This window comes from Nitratireductor alexandrii, from assembly GCF_004000215.1.
Classification (GTDB): Bacteria; Pseudomonadota; Alphaproteobacteria; order Rhizobiales; family Rhizobiaceae; genus Mangrovimarina; species Mangrovimarina alexandrii.
This window is the reverse complement of record NZ_RBVY01000001.1, coordinates 766,797-784,035: the sequence shown is the minus strand read 5'-3', so window position 1 is coordinate 784,035 and position 17,239 is coordinate 766,797. Positions and strand designations below refer to the sequence as shown.

General features: G+C 66.0%; 19 protein-coding genes and 2 pseudogenes. 9 read left to right on the top strand and 12 right to left on the bottom strand.

The genetic code is table 11. The features are described 5' to 3' along the window. From EP380_RS03705 to EP380_RS03685, 5 genes and pseudogenes are all read right to left on the bottom strand, one after another. Window positions 1-242: pseudogene (locus tag EP380_RS03705) on the bottom strand (hypothetical protein); the annotation flags it as partial. 164 nt (window positions 243-406) lie between these two features. Beyond that, entirely contained in the window at window positions 407-1,582 is a 1,176-nt protein-coding gene (locus EP380_RS03700) for a phage portal protein (protein WP_127596708.1), read from the bottom strand. 116 nt (window positions 1,583-1,698) lie between these two features. Then, window positions 1,699-2,919, bottom strand: coding sequence for a DNA-packaging protein (locus EP380_RS03695; protein WP_127596706.1), 1,221 nt, complete (start codon window positions 2,917-2,919; stop codon window positions 1,699-1,701). A gap of 25 nt (window positions 2,920-2,944) precedes the next feature. Next, on the bottom strand, window positions 2,945-3,436 hold the full coding sequence (locus EP380_RS03690; RefSeq protein ID WP_127596703.1) for a hypothetical protein: 492 nt from the start codon (window positions 3,434-3,436) through the stop codon (window positions 2,945-2,947). Window positions 3,437-3,700: 264 nt separating this feature from the next. Next, the gene (locus EP380_RS03685; protein WP_127596700.1) at window positions 3,701-4,522 is read right to left on the bottom strand and encodes a hypothetical protein; all 822 of its coding nucleotides are present in this window, start codon (window positions 4,520-4,522) and stop codon (window positions 3,701-3,703) included. On the opposite strand from EP380_RS03685, the gene EP380_RS23505 reads away from it, so the two are divergent. Continuing rightward, window positions 4,521-4,673 (top strand): hypothetical protein, encoded by a 153-nt coding sequence (locus EP380_RS23505; RefSeq protein ID WP_164749741.1) that lies wholly within the window; start codon window positions 4,521-4,523, stop codon window positions 4,671-4,673. The two genes, EP380_RS03685 and EP380_RS23505, sit on opposite strands and share 2 nt — an antisense overlap. Continuing rightward, a complete protein-coding gene (locus tag EP380_RS03680) occupies window positions 4,670-4,954 on the top strand; it encodes a hypothetical protein (RefSeq protein WP_127596697.1) in 285 nt (94 codons plus the stop codon). Before EP380_RS23505 ends, EP380_RS03680 begins: the two co-directional genes overlap by 4 nt. Before the next feature lie 83 nt (window positions 4,955-5,037). Here EP380_RS03680 and EP380_RS03675 read toward each other — a convergent pair. Then, window positions 5,038-5,487 (bottom strand): annotated as a pseudogene (locus tag EP380_RS03675) (transposase); the annotation flags it as partial. Between the two features lie 339 nt (window positions 5,488-5,826). Here EP380_RS03675 and EP380_RS03670 point away from each other — a divergent pair. From EP380_RS03670 to EP380_RS03655, 4 genes are all read left to right on the top strand, one after another. Next, on the top strand, window positions 5,827-7,977 hold the full coding sequence (locus EP380_RS03670) for a transglycosylase domain-containing protein (protein WP_127596694.1): 2,151 nt from the start codon (window positions 5,827-5,829) through the stop codon (window positions 7,975-7,977). 82 nt (window positions 7,978-8,059) lie between these two features. Beyond that, window positions 8,060-8,641, top strand: a complete 582-nt coding sequence (locus tag EP380_RS03665; RefSeq protein WP_106571051.1) for a DUF1214 domain-containing protein — start codon at window positions 8,060-8,062, stop codon at window positions 8,639-8,641. Continuing rightward, the gene (locus EP380_RS03660; RefSeq protein ID WP_106571052.1) at window positions 8,634-9,176 is read left to right on the top strand and encodes a DUF1254 domain-containing protein; all 543 of its coding nucleotides are present in this window, start codon (window positions 8,634-8,636) and stop codon (window positions 9,174-9,176) included. Before EP380_RS03665 ends, EP380_RS03660 begins: the two co-directional genes overlap by 8 nt. Before the next feature lie 168 nt (window positions 9,177-9,344). Further along, window positions 9,345-10,064 (top strand): DUF1013 domain-containing protein, encoded by a 720-nt coding sequence (locus EP380_RS03655; RefSeq protein ID WP_106571053.1) that lies wholly within the window; start codon window positions 9,345-9,347, stop codon window positions 10,062-10,064. Between the two features lie 78 nt (window positions 10,065-10,142). Here EP380_RS03655 and EP380_RS03650 read toward each other — a convergent pair whose 3' ends face one another. Then, a complete protein-coding gene (locus EP380_RS03650) occupies window positions 10,143-10,334 on the bottom strand; it encodes a hypothetical protein (RefSeq protein WP_127596690.1) in 192 nt (63 codons plus the stop codon). Between the two features lie 185 nt (window positions 10,335-10,519). Between EP380_RS03650 and EP380_RS03645 the strand changes: the two genes are divergently transcribed. After that, entirely contained in the window at window positions 10,520-11,470 is a 951-nt protein-coding gene (locus EP380_RS03645) for a hypothetical protein (protein WP_127596687.1), read from the top strand. On the opposite strand, the gene EP380_RS03640 is transcribed toward EP380_RS03645, so the two are convergent. The 3 genes from EP380_RS03640 to EP380_RS03630 form a co-directional block, all read right to left on the bottom strand. Then, a complete protein-coding gene (locus EP380_RS03640) occupies window positions 11,460-11,804 on the bottom strand; it encodes a DUF1491 family protein (RefSeq protein ID WP_106571056.1) in 345 nt (114 codons plus the stop codon). The genes EP380_RS03645 and EP380_RS03640 overlap by 11 nt on opposite strands. A 158-nt stretch (window positions 11,805-11,962) precedes the next feature. Beyond that, complete coding sequence (locus EP380_RS03635; protein WP_127596684.1) at window positions 11,963-12,769, bottom strand: peptidoglycan-binding domain-containing protein; 807 nt, start codon at window positions 12,767-12,769, stop codon at window positions 11,963-11,965. After that, a complete protein-coding gene (locus EP380_RS03630; protein ID WP_127596681.1) occupies window positions 12,744-14,456 on the bottom strand; it encodes a sensor histidine kinase in 1,713 nt (570 codons plus the stop codon). The genes EP380_RS03635 and EP380_RS03630 overlap by 26 nt, the downstream gene beginning before the upstream one ends. Window positions 14,457-14,995: 539 nt before the next feature. Here EP380_RS03630 and EP380_RS03625 point away from each other — a divergent pair. Next, window positions 14,996-15,331 carry a DUF5330 domain-containing protein gene (locus EP380_RS03625; protein ID WP_127596678.1) on the top strand — a complete coding sequence of 112 codons (336 nt, stop codon included), beginning with the start codon at window positions 14,996-14,998 and terminating at the stop codon, window positions 15,329-15,331. 76 nt (window positions 15,332-15,407) lie between these two features. Then, window positions 15,408-15,836 carry a SufE family protein gene (locus tag EP380_RS03620; RefSeq protein WP_106571060.1) on the top strand — a complete coding sequence of 143 codons (429 nt, stop codon included), beginning with the start codon at window positions 15,408-15,410 and terminating at the stop codon, window positions 15,834-15,836. A 68-nt stretch (window positions 15,837-15,904) separates the two neighbouring features. Here EP380_RS03620 and EP380_RS03615 read toward each other — a convergent pair whose 3' ends face one another. Then, the gene (locus tag EP380_RS03615) at window positions 15,905-16,723 is read right to left on the bottom strand and encodes a DUF6456 domain-containing protein (RefSeq protein ID WP_127596675.1); all 819 of its coding nucleotides are present in this window, start codon (window positions 16,721-16,723) and stop codon (window positions 15,905-15,907) included. 1 nt (window position 16,724) lies between these two features. Next, window positions 16,725-17,126, bottom strand: coding sequence for a helix-turn-helix domain-containing protein (locus tag EP380_RS03610; RefSeq protein ID WP_238719693.1), 402 nt, complete (start codon window positions 17,124-17,126; stop codon window positions 16,725-16,727). Window positions 17,127-17,239 lie beyond the last annotated feature (113 nt).

Here is a 17,239-nt window from a genome sequence, read left to right as displayed (position 1 = left end):
GAACTGCGCGCCGGCAGCGATTCCTTGGCATATGGACCCGGTCCGATCCCCATGCGCTGCAATTCCAGCAGCCTGGCTTCGGCCTCGCGCATCGCTGCCCGGTTGGCGGCAATCTCACCCTCCACCGTCTCGTACGCGCTCGGACGCGGTTTCCATCTCGGATCGAGTTCCCGTACACGCTGCACGGCAGCGCGCATCCGGCTGTTGCTGATTGCCAGCTGCGCCGCCTGCGCCGGCGGCACGTTTCGCCAGCGTCCCCCGACACGGCGCGGGCCGCCGCGACCGCCAGTCGGCCTGGCCTGAACCGGTATCACCCGCGCACAGCACCCCTCGTCGGTCCACTGGCCGCCATCGGGATTGCCCTTCGGCACGCGCGGCTGGTCGGGGCGAAACCCGGCCTTGGCCGCTAGCCCCCCCTCGGCGGATAGCCGACCGCCTCGCGCTTTTCGTCGTCGCCGAGGAAGCTTGCCGCGTCGACCCGCGCCCACAGCGCGTCGCGCTCGCCTGAAAGGCCCTCGATGCGGTCGGCGTCGTACCAGAACCGCAGGCCACGCCCGAAGGCCGGCCCCAGGAAGGCGGAAAGGTCCTTGGCGATGCGGCCGACCAGCGGCAGCACCGTCAAGCGGTAGAACGCCCGGTTGGCCTCGGCGTAATTGGCATAAGTGTTGTCGCCGGGAATGCCCAGCAGCATCGGCGGCACGCCGAAGGCGAGCGCCACGTCGCGCGCCGCGCCGTTCTTGGCCTGCAAGAAATCCATGTCCTTTGGCGACAGGCCCATCGCCTTCCAGTCGAGCCCGCCTTCCAGAAGCAGCGGCCGCCCGGCGCGCGTCGGCCCGCCATAGCCCTGCTCCAGTTCCGCCTTCAGGCGCTCGAACTGCTCCTCGGTCAGATTGGCGCCGTCCTTGGGCGCATAGACCAACGCTCCCGACGGCCGGGCCGAATTGTCGAGCAGCGCCTTGTTCCAGCGCCCGGCGGCATTGTGGGTGTCGAGCGCCATCAGCGCGGCCTGCAACGGCGGAAAGCCGTAATGGTCGTCGAGCGGGTGAAAGAGCGAAAACTGCGCCGCGCCCGCGCCCGGCCGCCCCAGCGGCACGCGCCTCTTCGAGCCGTCATGCCGGTAGTCGAGCGCCACCGGCCAACCGGCCTCGTCGCTGACCACCGCCACCCGGTCGGGCCGCAGCAAATGCAGTTCGCGCCCATCGGTGCCGGCCTCGACCAGTTCCGCATAGGCGTTGCCCGAAAGCAGAAGATGGCCGTAGAGCGCCTCGAAGAAGGCACCGCCGGCCTGGCGCGGGTTCGGCCGGTCGATCAGTTCCATCAGCGGGTGCTCGCCGTGTTCGGCCGCGCCCTCGTAGAGCAGCCACGGCACCGCGGCGGCCGTCTCGGCGATCAGCCGCACGCAGCGGTGCACGACCGGGTTGCGCATGAAGCCCTCGCGGGCAAGCGCGCCATAGTCGCGCCGGGTCCAGTTCGCCTCGTTTTGCATATGCAGCGCGACGAAACCGATCGGCCCGGCCTGCTTTGTCTCGGCAGCCGTCGTCGCACCGTCGGGGCGCGGCGCCCACGGCCAGTTCCAGGTCATCGAAAATTCCTGCGCTATGGCGTTTCCAGGCGAAGTGGAAGCCGGCTCGCCGTTCGGAAACGCGTTAAAACAATAGGTTGGAGCCGGTCTGCCAATCCGGGAAAAGCAGAACGGCTCTAGTGGATTTCCCGGATGCGCGGCGTTGCGTGCGGTCCCAGAAGCAGTTCGGTCAGCGCCCACACCAACGCGTCGAGCCGGTCGGGAGAGCGGCCGTCGGAAAGCCCGCCGGGGCCGAAATCGCACATCTCGTCCTCGAGCTCGGGAAACCGCCTGGCATGCGCCACGCGCCCCTGCTCGTAGAGGGCGGCCACCGGCTCGGCGCGCAGCCACTTGCCGCGCGTCGCCCGTACCGGCTTGACCGCCACGCTCGCGTCGACGCCGTGGATGACGGTCGACACCATGTCGCCGCCCTGGTTGACCTCGACCACGATACTGTCGGCCGCATAGCGGTGGTAAAGCGCCACCGCCTTTTGCGCCCACGCCGTCGGCCGCGCCCGGCGCATCGTCGCGTCGGCCATCACCAGCGCCCGACCGTCACCGACCGCGCCCGCCACAACGATGCCGCAGGCGTCCGAGGTGCGGCGCGCGCTCGCCGGCGGGTCGACCGCCACCACGATGCGGCCGGGCGTCTCGTCCGCCCGTCCCCCGGCGGTGCGTTCCACCATCTGGCGCGACCACAACGCGTCCTCGCGGTCGGCGATCATCTCGCCGTCCAGTTCCTGGCGGCCGAGCCGCGTGCCGCCGTAGCGCGTCCGCAGCCAGTCGATGAAACCGGCAGCCAGATGGGCCTGGTTGTCGACCGTTTTCATGCGCGTCACCGTCACCGCCGGGTCGGCCAGCAGCCGGCGCAGAAGCGGGGTCGGTCGCGGCGTGGTGGTGATCAGCTGTTTCGGCGCCGGCCCGACCCGCAGGCCGAACTGCAGCATGTCGAAACAGGCCTCGGCATGGCGCCATTTGCCGGCCTCGTCGCACCAGGCGGCGTCGAATTGCGGCCCGCGCAGGCTTTCGGGATCCTCCGAGGAAAAGATCTGCGCCGTCGCCCCGCCCGGCCACACCAGCCGCCGCCGCGAGGGCTCGTAGCGCGGCCGCGCCTGCCGGGCGCGCGCGGCGATCCCCGACAGCCCGTCGATCATCACCTCGCGCACGTCGGCCAGCGTCTCGCCGATCAGCGCCAGCCGGCCGTATTTGCGGTGGGCGAAGGGCGGCAGGCCGCGCACCAGCATGTCGATCCATTCCGCCCCCAGCCGCGTCTTGCCCGCCCCGCGCCCGCCCAGCACCAGCCAGGAGCGTCCGGGCGGCCACAGCAGCGGATATTGCCGCGCGCGGGCAAAGACCATCCATTCGTGGCGGATCGTCCAGGCCTCATCCTGGCTCGGCGTCCATCCCGCCTCCCGCGCCGCCGCCGCCTCCGTCGACGATCTCGGCGGCGAATTCGTGGGCGAGCGCGACGATGCGCTGGTTGATCTTCTCCAGGACGGCGGCCTTTTCGGCGTCATTATTTATGGTGTCTTCCGTCATCTGGGCGCGGGCCATGTCCTCGGCCTTCTCCAGGGCGCGAAACGCAGCCAGCGCGGCGTCGAGATCGGCCTTGTCGACCCCGCCCTCCCCGGCCTCGAGCGCGGCGCCGAGTGTCTCGATACGGCCGATCCAGCGCGCCAGCTCGCGCCGCAGCCGCGCCAGATGGTCCGGCGTGATCTCGGTCTGCTGCGGCGCCCGCCAGCCCTCGCGCCGGACGCGGCGGGCCAGGCTGGCCTCGCCGCAGCCGGTCAGCTGCGCGATCGTGGCAAACCCCGCTTTCCCGTCCTCGAAAACGCGCCGCGCCGCCGCCCAGCGCGCCGCCGCAGCCAGCACCATCAACCGATCCCGATCGTTTTCTTGTGTTTGGGTTTTTCGTCGTCTGGAACGTCGTCGCCCAGGATTTCGTCCGTCGCGGACATTGGCGATGTCTCGCAACACCCCCGCGCCTCCGGCCCGACCGGCCACTCTGGCGCAACTGTCCGACGATAATCGAACCCTACCAAAGCCCCGTCACGGTGTCAAGGATTTTTTTCCTATTTATGCACTTGACGTACCATAATCGGAGGTGCCATGAAAACAGAGCGTGACGGGCCGGAATTTTCAGGAGGCAATGTAGGGTTTAGTCCCTACGCGTTCGATCAGAGAGATCGCCTGATCGACGGCCTGAATGCATTGCAGGAGCGTTGGGAAAACAGACTCACCCGGGAAGACTTCCATGCTTTGGGCGAAGGTTATGCTCGCGGATGCTTGGCCCTTGTTTGTTACTTTCAGCTTGCCGCCGGGGTTGTTGTACATAACAAGGTTGACACGCCCGCCGGCACCGACCTTGGCGTTCACGCTCCCGAAACTGTTGTTGTATGTCTTATCGAGAAGCGAGACTCCGCGCAGTTCGCTGATTGTTACGGAGGGCACAATCAGGTTGTGCTTGTCGATGTTGTCGACCTTTCTCACCTCCCAAAGCAGAAAATTCCCTCCACGGTAAGGTTTTATGCTTTGGAGCAGGAGCATCACGAAAGCGGGGAATGTCTTCATTATTCGACGCTTAGGTGGGTCTTTGGCTCCGGCCTTCTTGGGGGCAATGAAGGACTGACGAAGCGCCTGCCTCGTTTCATCGGTTGGGAAACCTACGCGCGCCGCCGAAATACCTGCCGCGCGAGCCATGCCGGTCATCACATAGTCGATAGCGCAGCTCAAACTGTGAAACGTGTCGCCGATTGCGAGCACCAAATCGGGAGGGATAGGTGCCGCTTCGACGCGAAAGCTCTGGCCGCCGGTCTCAGGGTCACGCTCTTCGATAAGTTTGCAGAAATCGGATTCGATGTAGCCCTTGAACCACGCCTGCGCCTCTTGGAAGTGGCGGTCGGCCCGATTGACCTTTAGTCTAGCCTGAAAGAATGCATTGTTCAGGATTGAGATGTCCATGTCAGAAAACCCCAAAGGCAAGGACCAGGAAAAGGGCGACGAGGTATTGCGCCGCCTGCTGAAAACCCCGCCCGATCCCAAAGCCGGAAAGGGAGAGAAGAAACCGCCTAAGCGCGGCGCCAAGAAGCGTCAGGATGTGAACTCAAAATGACACTCGCGACATCTGAAAATGTCCATATCGGCACCGCTGGGCTGCGGAGCCATGGCGACATTTGCGCCCCGAGCGATCCAGCAATGGGGGCATTGGAGCTTTCCCCCGAGCGCCGGTTGAAAGCCATCAAGGCGCTTAATAGAGAAGTTCGCCGCATCAAGTTGCGCTTGTATCTGGACTACTTTCGTCTTCGCTTGATGAAGCTCGGATTCCAATTCATGGCATCGCTGGCGGAACCCGTTAGCAACCTCAATCGCGCTTTGAAAAAGTGCTTTGGCTAACTCACGCACAGGGCAATCCTCCCGCCTGAAAGACGGGAGGTTACTTCTTTTTGCGCATTCTTTGGAGTCTTCGTGCCTTTTGCTTAAGCGTGCGCGGCTTCGTCAGTCCGCCGATAGGTAAGACGCTTGCCGCGAGCGCCGCGCAACAGGTCTTCGGCGCGTTCTGCATCGGAAATCTTGAGCGCCATGCGGCGGTTATGCCTGAAATCGAACTCGGCAAGGTAGCGGTGCAGATGCGCCTCGCCGCAATGCTGATAGACACCGACCCTGCCGCGTTTGAAGATGGAGAACACGTTTTCAATCGTGTCGGTGTCCACGACAACATCGCCTGCGCGGCGGGCATATTCCTTCGCGGTGTGCTTTACCGTGCGGTGGCCGGCATATTCCTTGCCGGTATCGGTATAGAGGCGGGACTCGTCGGTGTAGAGCGTGGTGTCGCAAGACACGTTGCGCACCAGCGCTTCGCGAGCGGATGCCGTGGTGGCGGTGTTGACGTGGAAGGTAGGACAGGATCGCCGGGCTCGACCAGCGCGGCGACGCTCCCGGCAATCCATCTCCGCCAGCCGGCACCGCAGATGCGCGTCGCCGCCGTGCCGGTCGGCGCGGAGCCATACCGCGCGTGACGACGCCTCTTCCGCCGCCCCGCCCGCAAACGGACGTCCGTTCCCCGCCGGGCCATCGCCCCGGCGTTCTGGAATATTCTCCTACCTTCTTTACGATGACGCGAAGTTGCAAAGGTCTGCGGCCGGTTTTTCCTTGTATGCGCCGGCCGCTTTGGTGCAATGATGCCGCAGCGGAAGTGGTGGGCCGCCTGAAATTCGCCCGTATGGGAACGCAGCTTGCCTGCCCGATGGCTTACGGACAAGCGGTTGATGGACAACCCATTCGAACAAAAAAAGACACGCGCCCCGCGAACCTCGAAACTGCTCGAGATCGACGCCTGGATCGATTCCAGCCTCTATGAGGCCGGGTTCAAGGCCGGCGAGATCTGGGAAACGATCACCATCTTCTTCCGCCGGTTCCGCGTCTATGGCTGGCGCCGCGGCGTGGTGGAGGCGCTGAGCGAGAGCGTCACGCTCGGCGCGGCCGGCTCGGTCGTGCTCCTGGCGCTGGCCATGCCCGCCTTCGAGGAAACCGCCGGCAACTGGCGCGCCCAGGCCGACTACGCCGTCACCGTGCTCGACCGCTACGGCAACGAGATCGGCCAGCGCGGCATCATCCAGCGCGATTCCGTGCCGGTCGACGAGATCCCCGACCACGTCATCAAGGCGGTGCTGGCGACCGAGGACCGGCGCTTCTTCGACCATTACGGCATCGACGTCATCGGCCTCGCCAGGGCGATGACGGAAAACATGCGCGCCAATTCCGTCGTCCAGGGCGGCTCCACCATCTCCCAGCAGCTGGCCAAGAACCTTTTCCTGTCCAACGAGCGCACCATCGAGCGCAAGGTCAAGGAAGCCTTCCTGTCGGTGTGGCTGGAGGTGAACCTGACCAAGAAGGAGATCCTGCAGCTCTATCTCGACCGCGCCTATATGGGCGGCGGCACGTTCGGCATCACGGCGGCGGCCGACTTCTATTTCGACAAGGGCATAAAGGACGTCGACCTCGCCGAGGCGGCGATGCTGGCCGGCCTGTTCAAGGCGCCGGCGCGCTACGCGCCGCACATCAACCTGCCGGCCGCGCGCGCCCGCGCCAACGAGGTGCTGACCAACATCGTCCAGGCCGGCTTCATGACCGAGGGCCAGGTTATCGCGGCCCGGCGCGAGCCAGCCAATGTCGTCGACCGCGACAACCAGCAGCATCCCGACTATTTCCTCGACTGGGTGTTCGAGGAGGTCAAGGAACTGGCGGCGCGGCTGCCGACCCATTCGCTGGTCGCGCGCACCACGCTCGACATGAACATCCAGTCGGCGGCCGAGGAGGCGCTGGAATACCATCTGCGCCAGTACGGCAAGGATTACGGCGTCAAGCAGGGCGCGATCGTCGTCATCGACGACGGCGGCGCGGTGCGCGCCATCGTCGGCGGGCGCGACTACGGCACCAGCCAGTTCAACCGCGCCACCCGCGCGCTGCGCCAAGTCGGCTCCTCCTTCAAGCCCTATGTCTATGCGACCGCGATGGAAAACGGCTTCACGCCCGACACCATCGTGCGCGACGCGCCGATCACCTGGGGGCGCTGGTCGCCGAAAAACTATTCGCGCGGCTATCGCGGCAGCATCCCACTCTCCACCGCGCTGATCAAGTCGATCAACACCGTGCCGGTGCGCCTGGCCAAGGAGCATCTGGGCATCAAGCCGATCAAGGAACTGGCCGAGGCGATGGGCATCGAATCGCCGGTGTTTTCCGACAAGACCATGGTTCTGGGCACGTCGGGGTTGACCGTGCTCGACCAGGCGACCGGCTTTCACGTCTTCGCCAATGGCGGCCTCGCCGGCCGGCGGCACGGCATCACCCAGCTTCGCACCCATTCCGGCGAGGTCGTTTACGACTGGCGCCGCGACGCGCCGGAGCCGCAGCGGGTTTTGAGCGAGCAGTCGGTCGGCTACATGAACTCCATCATGGTCCAGGTGCCGGAGATCGGCACGGCGCGGCGCTCCGCGCTCGACGGCATCCGCAGCGCCGGCAAGACCGGCACCACCCAGGCCTACAAGGACGCCTGGTATGTCGGCTTCACCGGCAACTACACCGCCGCGGTCTGGTTCGGCAACGACGAGTCGACCCCCACGCGCAACATGACGGGCGGCTCGCTGCCGGCGATGACTTGGAAGCGGCTGATGACCTACGCCCACAACAATATCGAGTTGAAGCCGATCCCCGGCATCGACAAGCCGTTCCTGGAGGGCAAGGACGCGCCCAAGGTCGCCGATGCCGACGGCGACGGCGACGGTGACGGCGAGGCCGCCGGCCGGCCGCCGGTAATGTCGGCGGCAACCACCCGGCTGTTGCGTCAGATGACGCGGCTTTTCCGCGAAGCCGCGCCGATCCGGGTCGCCAGCGAACGCGACACCTCGTCGGCGCTTTGAGTATCCGCGCCGTGCCGTCCGCGCCTTGTCCGCCCTGTCTGCGCGCGCGCCTTGGCCGGGCCTTGCCGGCGAGGCCCGGCTAATGCGCGTTCCGCTCTACATCGCCCTGGTGGTCGCGATCGCTGTCGGCGGCGGCGGCGCCTCGGTCTGGTTCGCGCTCAACGCCATTGACGGGCTCGACACGCTCAGGGTCGGGGCCTGGACCGCCTATCCCGCTTCCGGCACGCCGCAGGTCGACCCCTACGGCCGGGCGCGCATCGCGCGCGACGGCGAACTGCCGCTGGGGCGCGCCGAAGGGCTTTATTTCCTGGCCGAGCGCGATTCCTCCGGACAGGGCCTGCGCCGGCAATGCCGCTACCGCCTCGAGGGCGGCGTGCCGGTCGCGCGCTTCTGGACCCTTTATGCCACCGACAGGACCGGTCACGCCGCGCCGCAGCCGCAGCGGCCCGCCGACGGGCTGCATTCGCGCCAGATCCTGCGCCGGGCCGACAACAGCTTCGACATCGCCATCGGCCGCGCCCCCGCCCCCGGCAATTGGCTTGCCGTGACGGGAACCGGCGAAATGACGCTGGTGCTCACGCTCTACGACACGCCGGTGGCCAACGGCGCCGACGCCCGCGACATCGCGCTGCCCGCCATCTACAGGACCGGCTGCGATGCTTAGGCTGGCTTACGTCCTCCTGTCCGGCCTGATCGGCGCTGCGATCGTGCACATCGCGATCCTGCTTCTGCTGCCGGCCTATGCCGAGCGCGATGCCTGGTCGCGCCTGGAGCAGGCCGGCGCGCCCAACAGCTTCGTCCGGCTGCCGGAAACCGCCTCGGCCACGCGCGGCGCGCGCGCGCCCGACCCCTTCATGGCCGCTGGCGCCTGCCGCTTCGACCTTTCCGAAAGCGGGGTGCGCGTGCAGGCGACGGAGAAACCGCTGTTCTGGTCGGTCTCGCTCTACAATCGCTGGGGGCACAATATCTACAGCCTGAACGACCGCACCGCCTCCGACGGGCTTTTGGATCTGGTCGTGGTCTCGCCCGACCAGATGATCGACCTGCGCAAGGATCTGCCCGAAGACCTGGCCGGCTCGGTCATCATCGAGGTCGAGGAGGATATCGGCATCGTCGTGGTGCGGATTTTCCGGCCGGACGCAACCTTCGCCCCCTTGGTCGACAGCTTCTTCGACGCTGCGCGTTGCCAGTCGCTCTAGCATCGCCCCCCTGCCCGCCGGCAAATGTGATCGGCGGACGGGCGCTATCGACACACAGGCACGTTGCGCACCGTTGCAAGACGCGATATAGCCTGCTCGATTTCCCATTCTGGTGGCTTCAACCACCGCCCGCGTGAGGGACGCGGGCGAAGAAAGGACGATTGTATCATGGCCAATCAGCTTCTCATGCCCAAAGCGACCGCGGTCTGGCTGGTGGACAACACGGCGATGTCGTTCGACCAGATCGCCTTTTTCTGTCACCTGCATCCGCTCGAGGTGAAGGCGATCGCCGACGGCGAATCGGCGCAGGGCATCAAGGGCATGGACCCCATCACCACCGGGCAGTTGACGCGCGACGAAATCGCCCGGGCCGAGAACGATCCGAACTACCGGCCCAAACTGTCCGAGCCCAAGGTGCGCATTCCCGAAAAGAAGCGGCGCGGCCCGCGCTACACGCCGCTTTCGAAGCGGCAGGACCGTCCCAACGCGATTTTGTGGCTGGTGCGCAACCATCCCGAATTGAAGGACGCCCAGATTTCACGCCTCGTCGGCACCACCAAATCGACCATCGAGCAGATCCGCAACCGCACGCACTGGAATTCGGCCAATCTGCAGCCGATGGATCCGGTCACGCTCGGCCTGTGTTCGCAGATTGACCTCGACCTGGAGGTTCAGCGCGCCTCGCGCGGCGCGCCGCAACAGCAGAGCCCCGACGAAACGCTATTGCCCGCCTCGGCGACCGAAAGCCTGCCCGTCGGCAAGGATGGCGCGCCCGCCGGAGAGGAAAGCGAGGGCGAGAAGGAACTCGACGCCGACGCCGTCTTCGCCAAGCTGTCGTCGCTCAAATCCGCCGATCCGGACGAGGACGGCGACGACAAGGACCGGTAGGGCCGGCTTCCGCTGAACAAGAACCGGGCACGGCGGCAAAACCGGGCAAGCGTCTTGGCGCCGGTTTGCTCCGCTCGGTCAGCAGCGACCGGAAACCGGCGGACGGCGCGACGGTTTTGGCGTGTCCGCCGGGCCTTGTTTGCGCAACGCCTCGCCCTGGCGTTCGTAACGAATACCGGGAAAGACGATGATCGCGGCGCTGCCGGACCTGCGATGACAGGCCGGTTTGCGCCGGGCGCTATGGGCGTGGAACTGGATAATGTTCGTCATGGCTGTGCGTTCCGGTGCATGGGACACGATGGGCACGCTTACGACGCTGTCGTTCCGACTGTGCCCACCATAGGGTTAACAGCTTGCTAACACATTGATTGTAGCGTGCTGGCATATGCGCACGGGCAGATCAGGCAGCCCGGCGGGGTCAGCGTAACCGGTCATCGAGGCGTAGAGCGTAACCAGTGAGTACAGCGGACTTCAGGCGAATTGCGGACCGCGACCAGGCCGGCAAGGCCGAGCGGCTGTTGCGCGCGGCGGTTTCGGCCTTCGCGTCGCTGACGCGGCCCAGCCGGCGCGAAATCCGCCAGCTCGACCAGCTCGCCGCCCCCTTATTCGACAAGGTCCCGGCCGAGACGCTGCGTTACGTGGCCGCCGTGCTGTCGGAATCGCCGCATACGCCACCGGGCCTGTTGGCGCGGCTGTGCGAGCAGAGTGCCGACATCGCCGCGCCCCTGCTCATCCGCTCGCCGCTGCTCGGCGACGCTGCGTTGCTCGGCCTGATCGCCCGGCACGGTCTCACCCATGCGCGCGTCATCAAGAGACGGCCGCGCGTCCACCCCACCATCATCCAGGTCGCCAAGCTGCTCGAGGCGACGGCCGCACGGCCGCCCGAACAGGCCGCGCCGACGCCGACCCCGGCCAGCCGCGGTCTGGCCGAACTCGCCCGCCGCCGTCTGCTTCAGACCATGTCGGACAATGAAAACGCCGCTTGCGAGGGCTTGTCGGCCAAGGCTGCGGACGACGCGACGCACGATGGCGACCATTTCCGCAAGCTGAGGGCGGCCGCCCTGGCCGAAAACCGAGAGCCGTTCTTCCGCGCACTCGCCGAGACCGTCTGCTTGCCTTACGACACGGCACGGATGATTGCGCGCGCGCGCACCTATGACGACCTACTCGTCGCCCTGCGCTCGCTCGACCTCACCGAGGAGCAGGCATTCCTGCTTGCCTGCGCGGCCTCGCCGTGGCGCTTTCCGCAGCGCAGGAATATCCGCCTGTTCCTGGAAAAATTCCGATCGATCAGCCGCGACGCGGCACGCGCCCAGGTTGAAACCAGTTGGCGCGAAAGCGCGGACCGGTCCGAAAAATCTACCCTTGCGTCAGGGCGCGACGAGGCCACCGCGCTCAGGGCGTAGCAAGGTCGATCATGTCGCTCACCGGCGTGGAAAGTTCGAGCTCCACCACCCAGGCGTCCGGATCGAACTTCAATTCGCGCTCCAGTTTCCTGCTCAGCGTGTCCTCGTCGACGATCTCCGGCAGTAAGACGAACAGCCGTCCGCCCGGCCTTCCCTCGCCATAACCGGTTTGCGGCGCCGGGGCGAACAGGCTCACCGCGCCGTTGCGGCCGCGCTCGACCACGAAGATCGCGCCTGCCTCCGTCGCCCCGCGATGCACGATGGCGGCGAACCCGCCGGCCGCGAAAGCCCGCCGGATCAAGGACGATACGAAGAGATCGGATGTGACGCGCACGTGCGAACCTCGCCTGCTGCCGGACCGCGTCTGGCCCTGGCGCGCGGACGGTCGGCCTAGAGCGTTTCCAGGCGAGATAGAAACCGGTTCGCCGTTCGAAAACGCTTTAAAACAATAAGTTAGAGCGGATCTGCGCTTCCACGAAAAGCAGTATTGCTCTAGTTCGTAAGCCCGATTTCGGTCATCTTGACAAGCAATTGCGCATCGGGCTGGCCAGTGACGGGAAGACCGAACAGCGACTGGAACTCGCGGATCGCGCTGCTCGTCTGGTCGCCGACGATCCCGTCGAGGTCGATCCCGTCATGCCCGAAAGCCCGCAGCCCCGCCTGGATCTTGACGATATCGGCATCGCCGAGCTGTGCGGAACCGTCTTCGACGGGCGCGGCGTGGCGCGATTTCGGGCGCGGCGCCGGCGCGGGCAAGGCGGCGATCTTCTTTTCGGCCAGCGGGCCCTCGATCTGGTGCAGCAGTGCATCGCTGATCTCGCCGTCGACCGCGAGCCCGATCGTCTTTTGATAGGCGGCAATCGCCTGCTTGGTCAACGGGCCGGAAAGACCGTCGACGTCGCCGTCATAAAGGTTCAGACGCGCCAGCGTCTCCTGCACCTTGCGCACGACCGGATCCCCGGCGGCCGGCGCCGGTGCCGGTGCGGGGGCCGGCACCGATGCGGTCACGTCCGGGCTCGGCGGCAACACCGCCGCCACCGGCTCCTCGCGCGGCGTCTGGCTGGGAACCGGCGCTTCGGCCTTGACCATGATGCGGGTCTCAATCAGCGGCTTGGGGTGCTGATAGGGCTGGTACCACAGCGCATTCGCCGACACATATCCCAACGCCACCACGAACGCGGTCACGCCACCGACGAGGATCGGATTGCGGGCAACCGTCGCGCCCAGAGCGGTCGCGAGACTGCCGAGCGTGTCGGCCAGAACCGGGCTTTTCCTACGCGAATTTGCGGAGCGGGTCATCGGATGCGTCTCTCGATTGTCTTTCCGTCTCGATCTTCACGATATGCGGCACGTTTTCGGACGCGGCGGCTCCGTTTTCTGGTACCGCGATCGTGACCGTCGTGCCTTCGCCCGGGGCGCTTTCGATCGCCATCGTGCCGCCGTTGCGCTCGATCAGCCCTTTCACCAGGGCAAGGCCGAGCCCCGTCCCCTCATATTGGCGGGTGTAGTCGTTCACAACCTGGAAAAACGGCTTGCCGATCTGATGAAGGTCGTTCTCGGCCATACCGATGCCGGTATCGCTGACCCACAGTTCCAGCCGGCCGTCGTCGCGCGATCCGCCGACTGTCACCATGCCGCCTTCGGGCGTGAACTTGACCGCGTTGGCAAGCAGATTGATGAGAATTTGCTGCAGGGCGCGCTTATCGGCGAAAACCTCGCCCAGCGGCTGGTCGCCGGCGATATCGACACGCACCTGCTTGGCTCTGGCCTGGCACGACACGATCGCGCGAGCGGTCGCGACGATCTCGTCGACCACGAAATGCTCCTTGCTGGGCGTATAGGTCCCGGCCTGGATCTTGGCGATATCGAGGATCGAGTTCACCACCGACAGCAAATGCTGGCCCGATTCCTGAACCAGGCCGACATAGTCGCGCTGGCGCTCGTTGGCGAGCGGACCGGCCAAGTCCTGCAGGAGCATGTCCGAAAAGCCGATGATCGCGTTGAGCGGCGTTCGCAATTCGTGGCTGACGGTCGACAGGAACCGCGACCGGTCGGCTTCGGCGCGGCCAACCGCCGTTTCCAGGTCCTCGCGCAGCCGGACCACGTCGTCATTGGCGCGCAGGAAACCGAAGAAGCCGCCGCCAACCGCGCCGCCGCCAGCAAGCTCCAGCCGGAACGGGCCATAGACGGCCCCGACCTCGCCCGTGTCCCGGCGTGGAAGGCGCACCCGCACTTCGAGTGAGCGACGGTCGGCGCCTTCGCGCATGTCGGCCAGCGCGTTCAGATAATGCACCCGGTCGGACACGTGGATCCGGTCGAACAGTCCCGTGCCGAGCAGAAATTCCGGTTCCAGGCGCAACAGCATGCGCGCCTGCGCCGAGGCGTCGGACAATTCGCCATTGCCGGCAAAGCGCAGCGTCACGGCGTCGAGCAGCCCGCCGAGCGTCTCTTCCTGCGGTACGTCGGTTTCGTTGCGCGCCGCCTCCCGCTCGCCGCTCCTGCGCGCGAACCACACGCCGGCATAGATGACGGGCAGCAGCCAATGGCCGGCCGAGGCGCCGATCGCCGGCAGGTCCGGTGCAAGCAGACCGCCCAGGCTCGCAAGCAGAACCGCCGCGCCGGCCGCGCCTGCGCCGATCAGCAGGGAGCGGCGGTCGCGACCGACATTTTCGGTTTCCACGACCAGGGGCAGCCAGGCAAGGAACAGCGGCGAGGCGAAACCGCCGGCGAAAAACAGGATCACGGCGCAGGAAAGCACCGCCGCGCCAAGGGCAAGCGGTTCTGCTAAGCGCCGCGAGCCGGTCTGCGCCACGATCACGGCCGCCGACCAGCCGGCCACGAACACCAGGCAGATCGCGGCAAGCGCTGCGGAAACGCCGAGCGGGATGGTCAGCACCTGGGCGAAAGCGGCCGCGGCCAGAAACGGGCCGGTCAGCGACGCGGCCAGCAGGCGGCGCTGGCGCGCGCGTTCGGCGGGCTCGGCCACGCCTGGATGCACCAGCCCTTCGCACGCCTGCGAAAGCCGGTTCTGCCATCCTCCAAAACTTTTATGGACGCTACCCAAAAACACGTACTCGCCACTTGTCCGCTTAGCGGATCGCCGTTTTCCCCGAACCTCTCATTCACCCTTTAAGGAATGAATAAGGGCCGGCGGCCACCGGGCGAAGCTTCACCGAAAATCCGATTTTAACGGGGCACGGGCCGCGGAACATCGGCGGATGGTAAACGCTTGGTATGCGCGCCAGGCGGCCGGTTTTATCCCGCACTATGGTCGCCATGCGCTGAAAAGACTGCGAAATTATAGGAAAAACAGCCGCTTGGCTCGTTAATGCCGGCTTTCGGAAACCGGCGGGAATCGCGGCAAATTCTCATAAAAACCCGATTATGGGCATTTATGTCGAATTTGACGAAAAAACCCGCTTTTGCGGCAAGCGTCCTTTCGCGCGCCTGTGGCATGTCGATGCGTGAAGGGAAAAAGCCCGGCCACGCACCCGCAAGCGCCGGCTTTGTCGATGGGGAAGAACTATGGGTTTCCTGATCAAGACGGCATTCTGGTTTTCGCTCGTCCTGCTTTTGCTGCCGATCTCGCCGGAGGGCACCGACCCCGAAGCCACGGTCGATCCGCTCGAGGCGGTGTTTGCCGCGCGCGCCGCCATCAGCGACGTGTCATCGATGTGCGAGCGCCAGCCCGGCGTGTGCGAGACCGGCCGCGCCGCGGTCCAGACGATCGGCGTGCGGGCCCGCGAAAGCGCGCGCATCGCCTACGAGTTGCTGGACGATCAGTTCGGGCAGTCCGACCCGGCCCTGACCACGGGAACCGTTGCGACGGAGCCCGCGGACACCGGTGCGACGGCGGATTGATTCGCCGCAATCGGCATTCAGGAAGTGACGTACGCCGCGCGAGCCCCTATATGCGGGGGCAAAGGCTGCGCGATTCATGACATCTGACCTGCAAACCATACTCGACGATTTCTCCTTCCTCGACGACTGGGAGGATCGTTACCGCTATGTGATCGATCTCGGTCGCGACCTGCCGCCGTTCGCCGATGAAAACAAGACCGACGAAAACAAGGTGCGCGGCTGCGTCAGCCAGGTCTGGCTGACGACCGCGCGGGAGCCGGGCGAGGATCCCGTCATCCGGTTCGCCGGCGATTCGGACGCCCATATCGTGCGCGGCCTGGTGGCGATCATGCTCGCGCTTTATTCGGGCAGGAAGGCCAGCGAGATCGCCGCGACCGATGCCGAACCGGTCTTGCGCCAGCTCGGCCTTGACGAACACCTGACGCCGCAGCGGGCCAACGGCCTGCGCGCCATGGTCTTGCGGATGCGCAAGGACGCCGAAACCGCGTTGCGCGAACAAGCCTGAGCCCGGCGCGGCCGTCTCGGCTCCGATGCGCGCATAAGCGCTTTTGCCAACAGGTTTTCATCCGACGCTCATTCCGCGCTGGTCGGCGCGCGCAGGGACGGTCGGAAGTCTTTTGCGCCCCAGTGATGGCTGCCGCGCCGTCGGCCGCGCGCGGACCCCGGCGCATAATGGCGAGCCAGGGCAGCGAGCGCCGTCTTCAGCACGATCTTTGCCGAGCGCGCCGGCCATTGCCGCTCGGTTTCCACCTGTCCGACCCCTTTCAGAAAACAGCAGACATCGATCAGGAGCCCGCCAAGCTCGGGGCCGACGGCATCAAGCGCCGCGTTGACGCGCTGACGCGCCGCCAGGGCGGCTTCGGTCAGTTCCGCAAGACCGCCGCTCTCGCCGCGGCGGCGTGAGGCGATGGCCGCATCCCAATTGGCGCTGATGCGCGGTGTCAGGCGTCCCCGGTCATAGTCCGAACGCAGGCGCTCACCGGCATCGCATTCCGCTTCGCTCAGAAACGCAGCACCGTCGCGCGTGCGGCGGCGTGCCAATTGCGACAGCGGCGATTCGGCCAGATTGCGCCTGACCTTGTGGCGCAGGCCGTCGACATCGATCTCCACCTCGACCGTGTCGCCATGCTGGTCGCGGAACGGGTCGGGCTTTGCCTTCATCCGCGCCAGGCTTGCCCGGCCGGCGGCGGTCAGGGCGAGACGACCGTCGCGTTGGCGTGCCAGTCCGGCCCGCAGCACGGCGTCCAGCGCCTCGGTTTCCACACTGATTGACCCGCGCGTCGCGCCGACCAGTCGCGTGCGGCCCGCGCCTGCGCACTCCTGTGCGCTCGCCTGGTTGCAGGCCAGGAAGCGCAGGATACGCAATTTCGGCTTTCGGCTGACGGGCGCCATTTCAGGCGAACTCCCGATAACGCAGCGCCGCCCGGGCGACGCGCTCGGCCATGGCCACGATGGCGTCGAACTCCTCGTCGTCGCGCATGTCCTCGATCAGATGACAGGCGTGCAGGACGGTGGTGCGGTCGCGTCCGAAACCGCGACCGACCTCGCTCATCGACAAGCCCATGACGACATGGGCGACATACATCGCGATCTGGCGCACGCGCGCCACCGCCAGCGCGGTGCGGCCGGGACGGCGCAGCTCCTTGCTGCTGACGGCAAAGATCGCCGCCGCAATATCGATCATGCATTCGCAGATCTCGATCTTGCGTTCGATCGGATCTTTGGAGGAGCGATGTTGCCCGAGGATCGGCGGGTCCGTTTCAGGGGCTGCGTCAAAGGCGCGGTTGGCGATCACGAGACATGTTCCCTTTTCAAATATAGGAATATGTTCTTATATCGATCCATCGCCGACCTGTGAACAAACAGGCAACGCCTACCGGAACAGAATAATTTTAGGACTTTGATTTT

Bases quoted from the DNA above. Each gene is read 5' to 3' on its own strand.
- EP380_RS03685 (WP_127596700.1), bottom strand. From the start codon at position 4,522: ATGGACATCTCAATCCTGAACAATGCATTCTTTCAGGCTAGACTAAAG.
- EP380_RS03700 (WP_127596708.1), bottom strand. From the start codon at position 1,582: ATGACCTGGAACTGGCCGTGGGCGCCGCGCCCCGACGGTGCGACGACG.
- EP380_RS03655 (WP_106571053.1), top strand. From the start codon at position 9,345: ATGGCCAATCAGCTTCTCATGCCCAAAGCGACCGCGGTCTGGCTGGTG.
- EP380_RS03660 (WP_106571052.1), top strand. From the start codon at position 8,634: ATGCTTAGGCTGGCTTACGTCCTCCTGTCCGGCCTGATCGGCGCTGCG.
- EP380_RS23505 (WP_164749741.1), top strand. From the start codon at position 4,521: ATGTCAGAAAACCCCAAAGGCAAGGACCAGGAAAAGGGCGACGAGGTA.
- EP380_RS03635 (WP_127596684.1), bottom strand. From the start codon at position 12,769: ATGACCCGCTCCGCAAATTCGCGTAGGAAAAGCCCGGTTCTGGCCGAC.
- EP380_RS03670 (WP_127596694.1), top strand. From the start codon at position 5,827: ATGGACAACCCATTCGAACAAAAAAAGACACGCGCCCCGCGAACCTCG.
- EP380_RS03625 (WP_127596678.1), top strand. From the start codon at position 14,996: ATGGGTTTCCTGATCAAGACGGCATTCTGGTTTTCGCTCGTCCTGCTT.
- EP380_RS03650 (WP_127596690.1), bottom strand. From the start codon at position 10,334: ATGACGAACATTATCCAGTTCCACGCCCATAGCGCCCGGCGCAAACCG.
- EP380_RS03620 (WP_106571060.1), top strand. From the start codon at position 15,408: ATGACATCTGACCTGCAAACCATACTCGACGATTTCTCCTTCCTCGAC.
- EP380_RS03690 (WP_127596703.1), bottom strand. From the start codon at position 3,436: ATGGTGCTGGCTGCGGCGGCGCGCTGGGCGGCGGCGCGGCGCGTTTTC.
- EP380_RS03695 (WP_127596706.1), bottom strand. From the start codon at position 2,919: ATGGTCTTTGCCCGCGCGCGGCAATATCCGCTGCTGTGGCCGCCCGGA.
- EP380_RS03665 (WP_106571051.1), top strand. From the start codon at position 8,060: ATGCGCGTTCCGCTCTACATCGCCCTGGTGGTCGCGATCGCTGTCGGC.
- EP380_RS03615 (WP_127596675.1), bottom strand. From the start codon at position 16,723: ATGGCGCCCGTCAGCCGAAAGCCGAAATTGCGTATCCTGCGCTTCCTG.
- EP380_RS03680 (WP_127596697.1), top strand. From the start codon at position 4,670: ATGACACTCGCGACATCTGAAAATGTCCATATCGGCACCGCTGGGCTG.